We start from the raw sequence: 15,574 nt of genomic DNA on the forward strand, positions 1-15,574 counted from the left end.
TGAAAGGGAGTTGAAAGCTGCCGAGACGGGGCGGTTTCCATTGGGAAGAATCTCCGGTTGCAGCGAGGCGCGATTATGTCACCGGCCACATGGCAGCACGGTGGCTGGACTGGACGGGCATACAGTAAAGTCGTGCCCATGCAGACCGCTGCGCTCCCCGTTTTTTCCGCTGTCGCGAAGACCCAGGCCGAGCGCCTGGCCGACGCGTTGGCCACGCTCAACGACGCGCAGCGCGCGGCGGTCGAACATGGGGTGGGAGCAGCCATTGCCGAGCGTGACGAGCGGCCACTGCTCGTGATCGCCGGCGCAGGTTCGGGCAAGACCAGCACGCTGGCGCACCGTGTCGCACACCTCATTGCCGGCGGTGTCGATCCGCAGCGCCTGCTGCTGCTGACCTTCTCGCGCCGTGCCGCGCAGGAGATGGAGCGCCGCGCAGGCCAGGTGCTGGCACGCGTGCTCGGCCTGAAGTCCGAAGCCCCGCCCGCGCTGCCGTGGGCCGGCACCTTCCACGGCATCGGCGCGCGGTTGCTGCGCGAGTACGCACCGCAGATCGGGCTCGACGAGAACTTCACCATCCACGACCGCGGCGATGCCGAAGACCTGATGGGGCTGGTGCGTCACGAGCAGGGCCTGTCTTCCACCGTCAATCGTTTTCCGCGCAAGGGCACCTGCCTGTCGATCTACTCGCGCTGCGTGAACACGCACGCGCCGCTGGCCGATGTGCTGAAGGAGGCCTTTCCCTGGTGCGGTGAATGGGAGGCCGAACTGAAGAAGCTGTTCGGCGCCTACGTAGAGGCCAAGCAACGGCAGAACGTGCTCGACTACGACGACCTGCTGCTCTACTGGGCCGAGATGGCCGCCGAGCCCGCGCTGGCTGCGAACATCGGCGAGCGCTTCGACCACGTGCTGGTCGACGAGTACCAGGACACCAACCTGCTGCAGGCTTCGATCCTGCTCGCGATCAAGCCCGACGGGCGCGGCGTGACAGTGGTGGGTGATGACGCGCAGTCGATCTATTCCTTTCGCGGCGCGACGGTGCGCAACATCCTCGACTTTCCGTCGCAGTTCACGCAGGCCGCGCGCGTGGTCACGCTGGAGCGCAACTACCGTTCGACGCAGCCGATCCTCGATGTCTCGAACCGCGTGATCGCGCATGCGGCCGAGCGGCATGCCAAGACGCTGTGGACCGACAAGCCCTCGGCCGGCAAGCCGCTGCTGGTGCTCGTGCCCGACGAAGCGGGGCAGGCGCGCTGGGTGGCCGACAAGGTGCTGGCGCACCGCGAGGGCGGGCTCGCGCTGAAGTCGCAGGCGGTGCTGTTTCGCACTTCGACGCACAGCGCGGCACTCGAACTCGAACTGGCGCGGCGCAACATCCCGTTCGTGAAGTTCGGCGGGCTCAAGTTTCTCGAGGCTTCGCACGTGAAGGACCTGCTCGCGGTGCTGCGCTTTGCGCAGAACCCGCGCGGGCGCATGGCGGGCTTTCGCGTGACGCAGTTGATCCCGGGCATCGGCCCTGTCACGGGCGCGCGCCTGCTCGATGCAATGGACCAGGCGGCCGACCCCGCTGCGGCGGTGCGTGACTTCGTGCCGCCTTCCGCGGCACGCGCGCAGTGGGCCGACTTTGCCGAGGCCTACGCCGCCTTGCGCGCACCCGCGCTGAAGTGGCCGGCCGATGTCGAGCTGGCGATGGACTGGTATCTGCCGCACCTTGAGCGGCTGTATGAAGACACTTCCGGCGTGCGGCGCGCAGACGTGGAGCAACTGGCGCGACTCGCGGCCGGATATGCCTCGCGCGAACGCTTCCTCACCGAACTCACGCTCGACCCGCCCGAAGCCACCAGTGACCGTCCGGGCCCGCCGTTGCTCGACGAGGACTATCTGATCCTCTCGACCATCCATTCGGCCAAGGGGCAGGAGTGGAATTCGGTGCACGTGCTCAACGTGGTCGACGGCTGCCTGCCGGCCGACGTGGCGCAGAGCGCGCACGAGCTGGAAGAAGAGCGCCGGCTGCTTTACGTGGCAATGACCCGGGCGCGCGACCACCTGCACCTGCTGATACCGCAGCGCTTCCACATCACGCAGCAAGCGGCGCGCGGCGACCGGCACTTGTATGCCAACCGCACGCGCTTCATCGCCGATGCCGATCTCGAAGGCTTCGAGCAGCAGACCTGGCCGCCTCCGCCGATACGCCCGCCGGCCGTGCCGCCGCCGAGCGCGGTGATCGACCTGCGCAACCGGATGCGCGCGGCCTGGCGCTGAATCGCTGAGCGGGCTGCTGGCCCTTCCGGTGGCAGGGTCACACGTGGACCGGGGCTGAAACATTTGTTCTCGAAGCGCTGCATCGCCTGCCCCGCGAGCGCCAGCTGCTATTGATTCGCTAGCGTGTGAAAAGCTGCGCACGAAGCCGCAAAACCCCGGGCAACTCAGGTATTGCAATACCGTGACAGCTTGGGCATAGTGAATCGACCCACCCCTCTTTCCTCTTCTTCCCTTCCTCCCGTTCCCCCTCTCAAAACTCCCGTTTTTCGCCGGCCACGCTGCATTCCGTAGCGCGGTCATTTCCCCAACCGTCAATTCCAGGAGGTCATTCATGAATTTGACGATCAGCGGTCATCACCTCGACGTCACCCCTGCCTTGCGCACCTACGTCACGAGCAAGCTGGACCGGATCACCCGACATTTCGACCAGGTTGTCGATGTGAAGGTGATCCTCACGGTGGAAAAGCAGAAGGAAAAGGAACGCCGCCAAAGGGCGGAGTGCAACATTCACGTCAAGGGCAATGACATGTTCGCGGAGTCGAGCCACGCTGATCTCTACGCTGCGGTCGATGAACTGGTCGACAAGCTCGACCGCCAGGTGGTGCGCCACAAGGATCGCCTGCAGGACCACCATCACGCGGCGCCCAAGCGCGTGATGTAAGAGCCCCCGGCTCGCATCAAGGCCGCCTTCGGGCGGCTTTTTGTTTTCCGACTGTTGCGGTAGGGCTTTGGCAAGCCCCCAGAGGGAAGCACGAGGCCTCAGGACAACATGTAGACAGAAAGTAAATAGGGGGACTGGGGGTTTTTACCAAGCGGGTGCATAATCGCCCCCGCTCTGCACCCACCATGAATCGCCTCGCGTCCATCCTGCCGCCCGCTCAAGTGCTTGTGAGCGTTGACGCTACTAGCAAGAAACGTGCTTTCGAAGAAGCCGGCCTGCTGTTCGAAAGCCTTCACGGTCTGGGCCGTGCCCTCATCACCGACAGCCTGTTTGCCCGCGAGCGCCTCGGCTCCACCGGTTTGGGCCACGGCGTTGCCATTCCGCATGGCCGCATCAAGGGCCTCAAGGCGCCGATGGCCGCGGTGTTCCAGCTGGCCAACCCCATCGGCTTCGACGCACCCGACGAGCAACCCGTCGCGCTGCTGATCTTCCTGCTGGTGCCCGAAGCGGCCACGCAGAAGCACCTCGAAATCCTCTCTGAAATCGCCGAACTGCTGAGCGACGCCAGCCTGCGCGAACAGATCAAGTCCAGCACCGACGCTTCTGCATTGCACGGCCTCATTGCCGGCTGGCAGTCGACCCAAGTCGCCTGAGCGCATGTGTCGGCGCGTGCGGCTGCTGATAAGCTGCGCGGCACTTCTTCCCGTCACTCATCCAATGCCGGCGCCGGGCGCCGTCTCCTGAACGCATGAAGCCGACCGTCATCAGCGCCGATGCCATGTTCGAGGAGTTCCGCGGTTCGCTCCGCTGGGAATGGCTCGCGGGGCTCGGTGCTTCAGAGCGCCAGTTCGACCCCGAAGTCATCAGCCGCGCCCAGTCGGCGGCCGACCTTGTTGGCTATCTCAACTACATCCACCCGTACCGCGTGCAGATCCTCGGCGCCCGTGAGGTGGCCTACCTGACGCGCGGCAGCGAGGAAGACTGCGCGCGGCGCATCGCCCGCATCGTTACGCTGGAGCCACCGATGCTGGTGCTGGCCGACGGCCAGGCTGCGCCCGACGAGCTGCTGTCGATCTGCGAGCGCGCCCAGCTGCCGCTGTTCGCCACGCGCGAGTCGTCGGCCTTCGTGATCGACCTGCTGCGCGCCTACCTGTCCAAGCACTTTGCCGAGCGCACCTCGATGCACGGCGTGTTCATGGACATCCTGGGCATGGGCGTGATGATCACGGGCGAGTCGGGCCTGGGCAAGAGCGAGCTGGGACTGGAGCTGATCTCGCGCGGCAATGGCCTTGTGGCCGACGATGCGGTCGACCTGTTCCGCATCAACCAGAACACCATCGAAGGCCGCTGCCCCGACCTGCTGCTGAACCTGCTCGAAGTTCGCGGCATCGGCCTGCTGGATATCCGCGCGATCTTCGGCGAGACGGCGGTGCGCCGGAAGATGCGGCTGAAGCTCATCGTGCACCTCGTGCGGCGCGACAGCTTCGAGCGCGACTACGAGCGCATGCCCTCGGCGCCGCTCACGCAGGACGTGCTGGGCATTCCGGTGCGCAAGGTCATCATCCAGGTGGTGGCGGGGCGCAATATCGCCGTGCTGGTGGAAGCGGCGGTGCGCAATTCGATCCTGCAGCTGCGCGGCATCGACACGTACGCCGACTTCGTGGCGCGCCACCACAAGGCGATGGAAAACTCCCGCGACGGGGACTGAAAACGAGGGAGACGGATCAGCGCTTCTTTGCGCAGTCTCCGCACAGGCCGTAGAGCGACATGGCGTGGTCCTGCAGGATCCAGCCCTTGTCCTTGGCGATCATCTGCTGGCGGCGTTCGATCTCGGCGTCGTAGAACTCCTCGACCTTGCCGCAGGAGGTGCAGATCAGGTGATCGTGGTGCGTGCCTTCGTTCAGCTCGTATACGGCCTTGCCGCTTTCGAAGTGGCTGCGCTCGAGGATGCCGGCCTGCTCGAACTGCGTCAGCACCCGGTAGACGGTGGCAAGGCCGATGTCGGAATGTTCGTTCAGCAGCACGCGAAACACGTCTTCCGCCGTCATGTGCCGTTGGCTGCCGGTCTGGAAGATCTCGAGGATCTTCAGGCGCGGTAGAGTGGCCTTGAGGCCGGTGTTCTTCAGTTCGTCGATGTTGGCCATGTTGGTTCCTGCGCCCTGGGGCTGCGGCAAAAAGGCCCCGAAAAAGGCCAGCCGCTACAATGGCCGATCATATCGCTACCCCCTTTTTCCTCCCATGCCTGCCATTCTCCAACGCCGTCCCTGGCTGCTGGTTGCTGCCGTTGCCGCAACGCTCTGCCTTGGTGCCTGCAGCGGTTTCAGCGATCGCACGCGTGGCGCGCTGGCCGCTGTTACACCTTACAAAGTCGAAGTGGTGCAGGGCAATTTCGTGTCGAAGGAACAGGTCGCGGCGCTCAAGCCGGGCATGTCGCGCCAGCAGGTGCGTGAAATCCTCGGCACCTCGCTGCTGAACGACGTATTCCACGCCAACCGCTGGGACTACGTGTTCACGATCCGCCGCCAGGGCGTCGACCCGCAGGAACGCCACCTGACCGTGTTCTTCAATGGCGAGCTCTTGGACCGCTTCGAGGGCGACGAAATGCCCAGCGAAGAAGAATTCGTCGCCACGCTCGACACCCGCAAGAAATCGGGCAAGGTGCCGACGCTCGAGGCCTCGGAAGACGAGCTCAAGAAATTCGCACCCGCCAAGGACGATAAAAAAGCCGACGCCGCCGCAGGCACGTCGGCCTCCCTGCCGCCGCTGCCGGCCGCCTACCCCCCGCTCGAAGCCGCGCGCTGAGCGCCGCACAAGCAACAGCGGGCGGCGCCCGCCGAGTCAGGCGGCGTCCGTTTCGTGTCCATGCATGCCATTGGCCGTTTCGAAATTTCGAAGACTGAATCCGCGTGACTGAATCCACCACCACTCCTTCCAGTTCCTCCACTGCGCCGCGCCGTGTCGCCGTCGCCGGGGCGTCGGGCCGCATGGGCCACATGCTGATCGAGGCCGTGCGCAACGCGCCCGACCTGCGACTGGCCGGCGCACTCGACATCGCGGGCAGCCCGGCCCTCGGCACCGATGCCGGCGCCTTCCTGGGCTTCGACAGCGGCGTGTCCATCGTGTCCGACCTGCGCGCCGGCTTGAAGGACGCGCAGGTGCTCATCGACTTCACCCGCCCCGAAGGCACGCTCGCGCACCTCGCGGTCTGTCGCGAACTTGGCGTGCAGGCCGTCATCGGCACCACCGGCTTCAGTGACGAGCAGAAGGCCGAGATCGCCGAGATTGCGAAAGACATCGCGATCATGATGGCGCCCAACATGAGCGTGGGCGTCAACGTCACCTTCAAGCTGCTCGAAATGGCGGCCAAGGCCATGTCGACGGGCTACGACATCGAAATCATCGAGGCGCACCATCGCCACAAGGTCGACGCGCCCTCGGGCACCGCGCTCAAGATGGGCGAAGTGATTGCCGATGCGCTGGGCCGCGACCTCAAGGACTGCGCCGTGTACGCCCGCGAAGGCATCACCGGCGAGCGCGACCCTTCCACCATCGGCTTCTCGGCCATCCGCGGCGGCGACATCGTGGGCGACCACACCGTGCTGTTCGCGGGCACCGGCGAGCGCATCGAGATCACCCACAAGTCGTCGAGCCGCACCACCTACGCCCAGGGCAGCCTGCGCGCGGTGCGCTTCCTGGCCGAACAGCGCGCCGGCTTGTTCGACATGTACGACGTGCTGGGCTTGCGCTAACCAAAAGGACCGCCGATGAGCGTGCTCGATCTGCTGACCCATGGCGACGGCGTCAGCCGTTCGGTGGCGGCGCTGCTGCTGGCGATGTCGATCGCGAGCTGGGTCATCATTCTCTGGAAGGCGTGGCTGCTGCGCGGCGGCACGCGCGACGTGCTGCGCAGCATCGCGGCGTTCTGGCAGTCGTCCACGCTGGTCGACGCCGAGCAGAAGCTCAAGGCCTTCGACCGCGCGACGCTCGTGTCGCCCGCCGTGTCGGCCATCAAGAGCGTGGCCGCCGGTGCGCCGGCCGGCACGCTGGGCGCCACGGTCGACCGCAACCAGCGGCTCACGCGCGTGCTGCGCGACGCCCTGCACGGCGCGCTGCGCCGGCTGCAGGCGGGGCAGATCCTGCTCGCTACGGTCGGCGCCACCGCGCCCTTCGTCGGATTGCTGGGCACGGTCTGGGGCATCTACGGCGCGTTGACGGGCATTGCCGGCCAGACCGGCGGCTTCACCATCGACAAGGTGGCCGGACCGGTCGGCGAGGCGCTCATCATGACGGCCTTCGGCCTGGCCGTGGCTATTCCGGCCGTGCTGGCCTACAACGTCTTCGGCCGCGTCATCGGCCGCATCGAGGCCGAGCTCGAAGGCTTCGCGCATGACCTGCTGGGCAGCTTCGGCGCCCCGCCCGAGCCCGCTGCACCGCCGCCCGCGCGGCCAATGCCGGTCTGAGCACTCAGCACCATGGCCTTCGGTCGCACTTCACTGGGTAGCAGCGCCGGCGGCGGTGGACGTGCCATGGGAGCGGGCGCGCAGCGGCCGCTGTCCGACATCAACGTCACGCCGCTGGTCGACGTGATGCTGGTGCTGCTGGTGATCTTCATCATCACCGCGCCGCTGATGGCCAGCTCGATCAAGCTCGACCTGCCGCAGACCGACGCTGGCCAGCCCAACGACGCGCCCAAGTTCGTGAGCCTGTCCGTCGATGCCTCGGGCAAGGTCTTCCTGAACGACCAGGCCTTGACCGACGAAGAACTGGCCACCCGCCTCGAAAAGGCCGCTGCCGACAGCAAGGACACCGAAGTGCAACTGCGCGCCGACCAGACCGTGCCTTACGGCAAGGTGGTGGCGCTGATGGGCATTGCGAACAAGGCCGGGCTGAGCCGCATCGGCTTTGTGACCGAGGCCGAGCCGCCGAAGAAGCCCGGAAGCTAGCCTAGCCCAGCACCACGGGCTTGGTGTGCCAGATTTCATGCGCGTACTGCGCAATCGTGCGGTCCGACGAGAACGCACCCATACCCGCCACATTGAGAATCGCCATCCGCGTCCACGCATCCGAGTCGCGGTATAGCGCATCGACTTCGGCCTGCTTGGCCACGTAGCTCGCGTAGTCGGCCAGCAGCAAATAGTGGTCGCCCCAGTTCACCAGCGCGTCGTAGATGCCCTGGTAGCGCGCCGGTTCGCCTGCTGAAAACGCGCCGTCGCGGATCGCGTCGAGCACGCGCTTGAGCTCGGCGTTCTCTTCGTAGATTTCGCGCGGCTGGTAGCCCCGTGCACGGATGTCGGCCACTTCGGGCGTGGTGTTGCCGAAGATGAAGATGTTCTCGGGCCCCACGTTCTCGCGCATTTCCACATTCGCGCCGTCCAGCGTGCCGATGGTGAGCGCGCCGTTGAGCGCGAACTTCATGTTCCCGGTGCCCGAGGCCTCGGTGCCCGCCGTGGAGATCTGCTCCGACAGGTCGGCCGCCGGCATGATGATCTCGGCCAGGCTCACGCTGTAGTTCGGCAGGAACACCACCTTCAGCAGCTTGCCCACGCGCGCGTCGGCGTTGATGGTGCTCGCCACGTCGTTGATGAGCCGGATGACGAGCTTGGCCATCGCATACGCCGAAGCCGCCTTGCCCGCGAACACCACCACGCGCGGCACGATATCGATCGGCCCACCCGCCGCCTGAGCGTCGAGGATGCGGTGGTAGCGCGCCACCACGTGCAGCACGTTGAGCAGTTGCCGCTTGTATTCGTGGATGCGCTTGACCTGCACGTCGAACATCGCGTCGGTATCGATGTCGAGCTTCAGGTGCTGCTCGACCCAGTTGGCCAGCCGCAGCTTGTTCTCGCGCTTGGCATGGCGGAATGCACGTACGAAGGCCGGTTGCGCGGCCATGGGCTTGAGCGCCTCGAGCTGCGACAGGTCGCGCCGCCAGCCCTTGCCGATGCGCTGGTCGAGCAGCGCCGCCAGCGGCGGGTTGGCCTGCGCCAGCCAGCGGCGCGGCGTGACGCCGTTGGTCTTGTTGTTGAAGCGCTCGGGAAAGATCTTCGCGAAATCCGAGAAGATCGACTGCTTCATCAGCTCCGAGTGCAGCCCCGACACGCCGTTGATCGAGTGGCTGGCCAGCACCGCCACGTAGGCCATGCGCACGCGCCGCTCGCCGGCCTCGTCGACCAGCGACAGCCTGCGCATCAGCTCCACATCGTTGCCGACCTTCTGCGTCACGGTGGCGAGAAACTTCGCGTTGATGTCGTAGATGATCTGCAGGTGCCGCGGCAGGATGCGCCCCAGCATTTCCACCGGCCAGGTCTCCAGTGCCTCGTGCATCAGCGTGTGGTTGGTGTAGCTGAACACCTTTTGCGTGTGCGCCCAGGCCACGTCCCACGCGAGGCCGTGTTCGTCGAGCAAGAGGCGCATGAGCTCGGGCACCGCCAGCACGGGGTGCGTGTCGTTCAGGTGGATGCTGACTTTTTCGGACAGCTGGTCGAAGGTCTTGTGGTTGCGCAGGTAGCGGCGCAGCAGGTCCTGCACGCTGGCGCTGCAGAAAAAATACTCCTGGTGCAGCCGCAGCTCGCGGCCCGAGGGCGTGGAGTCGTCGGGGTAGAGCACGCGCGAGACGTTCTCCGACTGGTTCTTGCTCTCGACCGCGCCCATGTAGTTGCCGCGATTGAAGGCCGAGAGGTCGATTTCCTCGGTGGCGCGTGCCGACCACAGGCGCAGCGTGTTGGTGGCCTGCGTGCCGTAGCCCGGGATGATGGTGTCGTAGGCCACGGCCAGCACGTCGTGCGTGTCGACCCAGTCGGCCGCGCCGTAAGGGGCGTTGGTGCCCTCGCGCTTTTGCACGTGGCCGCCGAAGCGCACGCGGTAGTTCACTTCGGGCCGCTGGAATTCCCACGGGTTGCCGCGCGTGAGCCAGTAGTCGGGCGTCTCGACCTGTTGGCCGTCGACGATGCGCTGGCGGAACATGCCGTATTCGTAGCGGATGCCGTAGCCCATGCCCGGCACGCCGAGCGTGGCCATCGAGTCAAGAAAGCAGGCCGCGAGCCGGCCCAGGCCGCCGTTGCCCAGCGCTGCGTCGGGCTCGCGCTCGGCCAGTGCGTCCATGTCGACGCCGAAGTCGGCCAGCGCCTCGCGCACCGTGTCGTAGAGGTCCACGGCCAGCAGCGCATTGGTGAAGGTGCGCCCGATGAGGAATTCCATCGACAGGTAGTAGACGCGCTTGAGGTCCTGCGCGTAGTTGGCGCGCGTGGTCATCATCCAGCGCTCGACCAGCTGGTCGCGCACTGCCTGCGAGGTGGCGTTGAGCCAGTCGTCCTGGCTGGCGGCGACCGGGTCCTTGCCGACCGCGTAGATCAGCTTGTTGGCCACCGCGCGCTTGAAGGCCGCGACGTCGCGGTCGGGGTGGTCATAGGCGAAGTCTTTGATCGTCATGGGCGCCCTTGTTGCGTGGAAGTTGTTGTGGTGGTCAGGCACGCGGCTGTTCGAGCGCCTGCCGGTAGACATCGATGTACTGCGCGGCCGCAGTGGCCCAGTCGGCCGGCCGCCGCATGGCGTTGCCGCGTACGCGCCGCCAGTCGGGCGCACGCTCGTAGAGCGCGAAGGCGCGGCGCACGGCGCGCTCGTAGTCGGCAACCTCGAAGCTGTCGAAGACGAAGCCCGTGGCTTCGCCGCTGGCCATGTCTTCGAGCGAGCTGTCGACCACCGTGTCGGCCAGCCCGCCGACGCGGCGCACTAGCGGCAGGCTGCCGTACTTGAGGCCGTACATCTGCGTGAGGCCACAGGGCTCGAAGAGCGAAGGCACCAGCGTCACGTCGCCCGCGCCGAACATCTGGTGCGCCAGCGTCTCGTTGTAGCCGATGGTGACGCCGACCGATTGCGGCGTGGCAGCCGCGCGCTGCCGGAAGGCTTCCTCCAGCCAGGTCTCGCCGCTGCCCAGCAGCGCCAGCTGGCCGCCCTGGGCGAGCAGCGCATCGAGCCCGCCCAGCACCAGGTGCAGGCCTTTCTGCTCGGTGAGCCGGCTCACGAGAATGAAGAGCGGCGCATCCGGCCGCTCGGCCAGCCCCAGCTGATGCTGCAGCACCGACTTGCAGCGCGCCTTGCCGGCCATGTGGCGGCCTTCGGGCGTGTGATAGCCCTGCATCAGCGCGGCGTCGGTCGCCGGGTTCCAGACCTTGTCGTCGACCGCGTTGAGGATGCCGCTGAGCACCCCGCTGCGCTGGCGCAGCAGGCCGTCGAGTCCGCAGCCCTGCTCGGGCGTCTGGATCTCGAGCGCGTAGGTCGGGCTGACCGTGGTGAGCCGGTCGGCGAAATACAGGCCGCCCTTCATGAACGAGACCTGGCCGTGGTATTCGAGCCCGTTCATCTGGAACGCGGCGCCGGGCAAGCCGAGCTCGGTGAAGTTCCAGGGCGCGAAGATGCCCTGGTAGGCCAGGTTGTGCACGGTGAAGACGCTGCCTACGTGCGGCCCACCGGCCTGCCGCGCGAAGTGCAGGTAGGCCGGCGCGAGCGCGGCGTGCCAGTCGTGCGCGTGCACCACCTCCGGCCGCCACTGCGGATCGAGCCCTTGCGCCAGTTGCGCCGCGGCCCAGCCGAGCAAGGCGAACCGGCGGTGGTTGTCGCCGTAGGGCTGGCGCGAGGTGTCTTCGTAAGGATTGCCGGGCCGGCCGTAGAGCGCGGGTGCGTCGATCACGTAGGCCGGGATGCCGGGCGCCCCGTCGATGTCGATGTGCCCCAGGCGCAGCCCGAAGCGCTCGCCCCAGGGCGCATTGAAACCGTCCACGGGCGCCAGGTCGCGCACGCCCGCCACGATGGCCGGAAAGCCCGGCAGCAGCACGCGCGCGTCCTCGCCTTCGGCCATGAGCGCCAGGGGCAGGGCGCCGGCGATGTCCGCCAGGCCGCCAGTCTTGAGGAGGGGAAAGAGTTCGGCGCTGACCTGGAGGATTCGCATCGTGGGGCGTTGTGGCCTCAGGCGGCCAGTCGTTTGAGCATCTCGCGTGTCACGAGCACCACGCCGTTCTCGGTACGCTCGAAGCGGGCGGCGTCGGCCGCGGCATCTTCGCCGATCACCATGTCGTCGGGTATGACGCAGGCGCGGTCGATCACCACCCGGTTGAGCCGGGCGCCGCGGCCGACTTCCACGTCGGGCAGCAGCACGGCCTCGTTGATCTCGCAGAAGGAATGGATGCGCACGCCCGAGAACAGCACCGAGCTGCTGACCTTGGAGCCCGAGACGATGCAGCCGCCCGAGACGATGGTGTTGACCGTCATGCCGTGCTGGCCGTGCCGGTCGAGCACGAACTTGGCTGGTGGCAGCTGCCGCTGGTAGGTCCAGATGGGCCAGTCCGTGTCATAGATGTCGAGCTCCGGGGTGATGGAGGCCAGATCGAGGTTGGCTGCCCAGAATGCATCAATCGTGCCCACGTCGCGCCAGTAGGCCTTGGCGTCGGGTCCGCGCGAGGCCCGCGTGACGCACGACATGCCGAAAGGATGGGCCAGCGCGCGGCCCTGGGCCACGGCGCGGGGAATGATGTCCTTGCCGAAATCGTGGCTCGAATCGGGGTTGACGCTGTCTTCTTCGAGCAGCTGGTAGAGGTACTCGGAGTCGAACACGTAGATGCCCATGCTCGCCAGCGCCACGTCGGGGTGGCCGGGCATGGCGGGCGGATCGGCGGGCTTTTCCAGGAAGGCCGTGATCTGGCGGCCGTCGTCGATGGCCATCACGCCGAAGGCCGTGGCTTCCATGCGCGGCACCTCGATGCAGCCGACCGTGCAGCCCAGGCCGTGCTCGGCATGGTCTTTCACCATGATCGAGTAGTCCATCTTGTAGATGTGGTCGCCGGCAAGTACCACCACGTAGTCGTGCTTGGTCGAGCGGGTCTGGATGATGTCGAGGTTCTGGAACACCGCATCGGCCGTGCCGCGGTACCAGTGCTCGTCGCCCACGCGCTGCTGCGCGGGCAGCACGTCGACCATCTCGTTGAGCTCGGCGCGCAAGAAGCTCCAGCCGCGCTGCAGGTGGCGCATGAGCGAGTGCGACTTGTACTGCGTGACCACCGCCATGCGCCGGATGCCCGAGTTCAGGCAGTTGGACAGCGCAAAGTCGATGATGCGGAACTTGCCGCCGAAGTACACGGCCGGCTTGGCGCGCCGGTCGGTCAGCTGCTTGAGGCGGGAGCCGCGTCCGCCGGCCAGCACCAGGGCGATGGTGCGGCGTACCAGTTGATGGGCCTGCAGCTCCTGCTGCGGGTGCGCTTGCGGTGTGAGGTTGTCCATCCTGTGTCTCCGTTCGTTCGTCTATTCGCTTGTTGGAATTCGTCGTCAGAGTTTCTGCATCGAGACTAGCACCGCGCCGTGCGCCTGGCTCCTACGTTCTTGCAATCCCGATGCTTGAAAAAGGAACTTGTGCCGTGTCGCCGAGCGGTTGGCCCACCTCGCCCGGGTCGTGCCCGGGGTCGGTGGAAAGGCTCAGGCGCCACGTGCCCGCGGGCAGCGTGAAGGACACGGCCTGCGGGCCTGCGTTCACCATCACCAGCCACGCGCTGCTGTTGTCGTCGGTGCCATCGCCGAAGAGGATTGCAAGGGCCGTGCCCGTGCTGTTCCAGTCGGCGGGCGTCATCGGCTCGCCGTCGGGGCGCAGCCAGCGAATGCCGAGTGGCGTGCCCTGCGGCGCTTCGGCCGGCCACCAGCGGGTGCTGCGCAGGGCCGGGGCCTCGCGGCGCAAGGCGGCCAGGCGCGCCACGAAGGCGCTCATGCGGGCGGCGTCGCTGCCGGGGGCGGACGCGCCTATCCATGCGAGCCAGGTGGTTTCGTTGTCCTGGCAGTAGGCGTTGTTGTTGCCCTGCTGGCTGTGGCCGAGTTCGTCGCCGGCCAGCAGCATGGGCGTGCCCTGGGACAGCATCAGCGTGGCGAGCAGCGCGCGCTGCAGGCGACTGCGCAAGGCCAGCACGGCGGGGTCGTCGCTCGGGCCCTCGACGCCGCAGTTGTTGCTCATGTTGTGGCCGTGGCCGTCGCGGTTGTCCTCGCCGTTGGCGAGGTTGTGGCGCTCGTTGTAGCTCACGAGGTCGCGCAGCGTGAAGCCGTCATGCGCGGTGACGAAGTTGACGCTCGCGGTCGGTGCGCGGCCGTTGTGTGCAAACTGGGTGCTGGAGGCCGTGAAGCGATGGGCGAAGTCGCCAAGGCTCGCCTTGTCGTCGTGGTCCTGCCGCAGCCAGAAGCCGCGCTGCGTGTCGCGGTAGCGGTCGTTCCATTCGAGCCAGCCGGGCGGGAACTCGCCCAGGCGATAGCCGCCCGGGCCGATGTCCCATGGCTCGGCAATGAGCAGCGTGCGCGAGAGCACCGGGTCCTGGGCGATGGCGGCGAAGAAGGGCGCGCGCGCATCGAACCCCCGTTGTGCATCGCGTCCGAGCACCGGGGCGAGATCGAAGCGGAAGCCGTCCACGCCCATCTCGCAGGCCCAGAAGCGCAGGCTGTCCATCACCAGCTGCAGCACGCGCGGCTCGCCGAGGTTGAGGCAGTTGCCGCAACCGGTCCAGTTCTCGTAGAGGGCGCGGTCGTCGGGGCGCAGGTGGTAGTAAAGGGCGTTGTCGATGCCGCGCAGCGAGAGCGTGGGGCCGAGCTCGTCGGTTTCGGCGCTGTGGTTGTAGACGACGTCGATCACCAGTTCCATGCCGCGCGCGCGGATGGCTTCGGCCATGGCGCGGAATTCGCCGGCGGGGGTGGTGCCGGGGCGGCCGCTCCAGTAGCGGGCTTCGGGGGCGAACCAGCCGATGGTGGTGTAGCCCCAGTAGTTGCTCAGGCCCATGTGCTGCAGGCGCTGCTCGTCTGCTCGGTGCTGGACGGGCATGAGGCTCAGGGTTGTGATGCCCAGGGCCTGGAGGTGGTCGAGTACGGCGGGTTCCGCCAGGCCGGCGTAGGTACCTCTCAGGGCTGCGGGGACGGCGGGGTGGAGCTTTGTCTGGCCTTTTACGTGCAGCTCGTAGAGGACTCGGTCGCCTGCTGCGATGCGAGCGTGGCCGGGAGTGGCTGGTGCCGGACCTGATGCAGCTACCCGGGCCTTGAGGGCGACTGCGGCGTTGTCTCGGGTGTCTCTCTTGTCTGGGTTCGCTGGGTCGTGGCCCAGGAAGATGTCGCTGCCATCGTAGTTGCCCACGATCTCTTTGGCGTAGGGATCGAGCAGGAGCTTGGCTGGGTTGAAGCGGGTTCCCTCTTGAGGGGACCAGGGGCCGTGGACTCGGTAGCCGTAGACCAGGCCTGGAGATGCGCTGGGGAGGTGGCCGTGCCAGATGCCGTTTGTTTGTGTTGGCAGTTTCAGGCGTTGTTGTTCGTTTTTGCCTGTGGTGTCGAAGATGCAGAGTTCTACTGCTTCTGCTGTTGGGGCTGCCAGGGCGAAGTTCACGCCTTGTGGTGAAGGTGTTGCGCCCAAGGGGAAGGGGGTGCCTGGGCTCAGCATTTGGCTGGCCTTTGGGTGGGTTTGCTTTCCGAGGCCGGGACTCGCCCCGGCGGGCGAGCTACTTTCTTTTGCTTCGCCAAAAGAAAGTAGCCAAAGAAAAGGCGACCCCACTGTCTGCGACCCCTTCGCTTTGCGAAGGGGCAACCTGCGGTGCTCGCGTTTCGCGGGGTCTCGCCCAAACTCGCTTCGCTCAGACAAGGGCGAGCCCT

Annotated in this window: 13 protein-coding genes; 8 read left to right on the forward strand and 5 right to left on the reverse strand. The window is 66.7% G+C overall.

The features are described from left to right. The first annotated feature begins 138 nt into the window (after positions 1-138). The 4 genes from AC07O3_RS28480 to hprK all read left to right on the forward strand — a co-directional run bounded on the left by AC07O3_RS28480 (position 139) and on the right by hprK (position 4,628). Positions 139-2,259: an ATP-dependent helicase gene (locus AC07O3_RS28480; protein WP_495340900.1), complete on the forward strand. Its 2,121-nt coding sequence runs from the start codon at positions 139-141 to the stop codon at positions 2,257-2,259. Positions 2,260-2,590: 331 nt separating this feature from the next. Then, positions 2,591-2,920 (forward strand): ribosome hibernation-promoting factor, HPF/YfiA family, encoded by a 330-nt coding sequence (gene hpf / locus AC07O3_RS28485; RefSeq protein ID WP_056515121.1) that lies wholly within the window; start codon positions 2,591-2,593, stop codon positions 2,918-2,920. A 185-nt stretch (positions 2,921-3,105) separates the two neighbouring features. Beyond that, positions 3,106-3,573, forward strand: a complete 468-nt coding sequence (locus AC07O3_RS28490; RefSeq protein ID WP_093053983.1) for a PTS sugar transporter subunit IIA — start codon at positions 3,106-3,108, stop codon at positions 3,571-3,573. 95 nt (positions 3,574-3,668) lie between these two features. Next, positions 3,669-4,628 (forward strand): HPr(Ser) kinase/phosphatase, encoded by a 960-nt coding sequence (hprK, locus tag AC07O3_RS28495; protein WP_093053985.1) that lies wholly within the window; start codon positions 3,669-3,671, stop codon positions 4,626-4,628. Positions 4,629-4,644: 16 nt separating this feature from the next. Here the strand turns inward: hprK and fur are convergent, their stop codons facing one another. Beyond that, positions 4,645-5,064 carry a ferric iron uptake transcriptional regulator gene (gene fur / locus AC07O3_RS28500; RefSeq protein WP_019655576.1) on the reverse strand — a complete coding sequence of 140 codons (420 nt, stop codon included), beginning with the start codon at positions 5,062-5,064 and terminating at the stop codon, positions 4,645-4,647. Positions 5,065-5,158: 94 nt separating this feature from the next. Between fur and AC07O3_RS28505 the strand changes: the two genes are divergently transcribed. From AC07O3_RS28505 to AC07O3_RS28520, 4 genes are all read left to right on the forward strand, one after another. Continuing rightward, positions 5,159-5,722, forward strand: coding sequence for an outer membrane protein assembly factor BamE (locus AC07O3_RS28505; RefSeq protein ID WP_093053987.1), 564 nt, complete (start codon positions 5,159-5,161; stop codon positions 5,720-5,722). 104 nt (positions 5,723-5,826) lie between these two features. Further along, positions 5,827-6,669 carry a 4-hydroxy-tetrahydrodipicolinate reductase gene (dapB, locus tag AC07O3_RS28510; RefSeq protein ID WP_495340893.1) on the forward strand — a complete coding sequence of 281 codons (843 nt, stop codon included), beginning with the start codon at positions 5,827-5,829 and terminating at the stop codon, positions 6,667-6,669. A 15-nt stretch (positions 6,670-6,684) separates the two neighbouring features. Further along, a complete protein-coding gene (locus AC07O3_RS28515; RefSeq protein ID WP_495340894.1) occupies positions 6,685-7,380 on the forward strand; it encodes a MotA/TolQ/ExbB proton channel family protein in 696 nt (231 codons plus the stop codon). Between the two features lie 12 nt (positions 7,381-7,392). Next, on the forward strand, positions 7,393-7,863 hold the full coding sequence (locus AC07O3_RS28520; protein WP_495340895.1) for an ExbD/TolR family protein: 471 nt from the start codon (positions 7,393-7,395) through the stop codon (positions 7,861-7,863). A 1-nt stretch (position 7,864) separates the two neighbouring features. Here AC07O3_RS28520 and AC07O3_RS28525 read toward each other — a convergent pair whose 3' ends face one another. From AC07O3_RS28525 to glgX, 4 genes are all read right to left on the reverse strand, one after another. Then, the gene (locus tag AC07O3_RS28525; RefSeq protein WP_093053995.1) at positions 7,865-10,348 is read right to left on the reverse strand and encodes a glycogen/starch/alpha-glucan phosphorylase; all 2,484 of its coding nucleotides are present in this window, start codon (positions 10,346-10,348) and stop codon (positions 7,865-7,867) included. A gap of 34 nt (positions 10,349-10,382) precedes the next feature. Then, entirely contained in the window at positions 10,383-11,864 is a 1,482-nt protein-coding gene (gene glgA, locus AC07O3_RS28530; RefSeq protein ID WP_093076951.1) for a glycogen synthase GlgA, read from the reverse strand. A 17-nt stretch (positions 11,865-11,881) separates the two neighbouring features. Then, positions 11,882-13,189, reverse strand: coding sequence for a glucose-1-phosphate adenylyltransferase (gene glgC, locus AC07O3_RS28535; protein WP_093053999.1), 1,308 nt, complete (start codon positions 13,187-13,189; stop codon positions 11,882-11,884). 91 nt (positions 13,190-13,280) lie between these two features. Then, positions 13,281-15,365, reverse strand: a complete 2,085-nt coding sequence (glgX, locus tag AC07O3_RS28540) for a glycogen debranching protein GlgX (protein WP_495340896.1) — start codon at positions 15,363-15,365, stop codon at positions 13,281-13,283. Positions 15,366-15,574: the final 209 nt, after the last annotated feature.

It is taken from the genome of Variovorax sp. GW821-FHT09D05 (assembly GCF_059416325.1).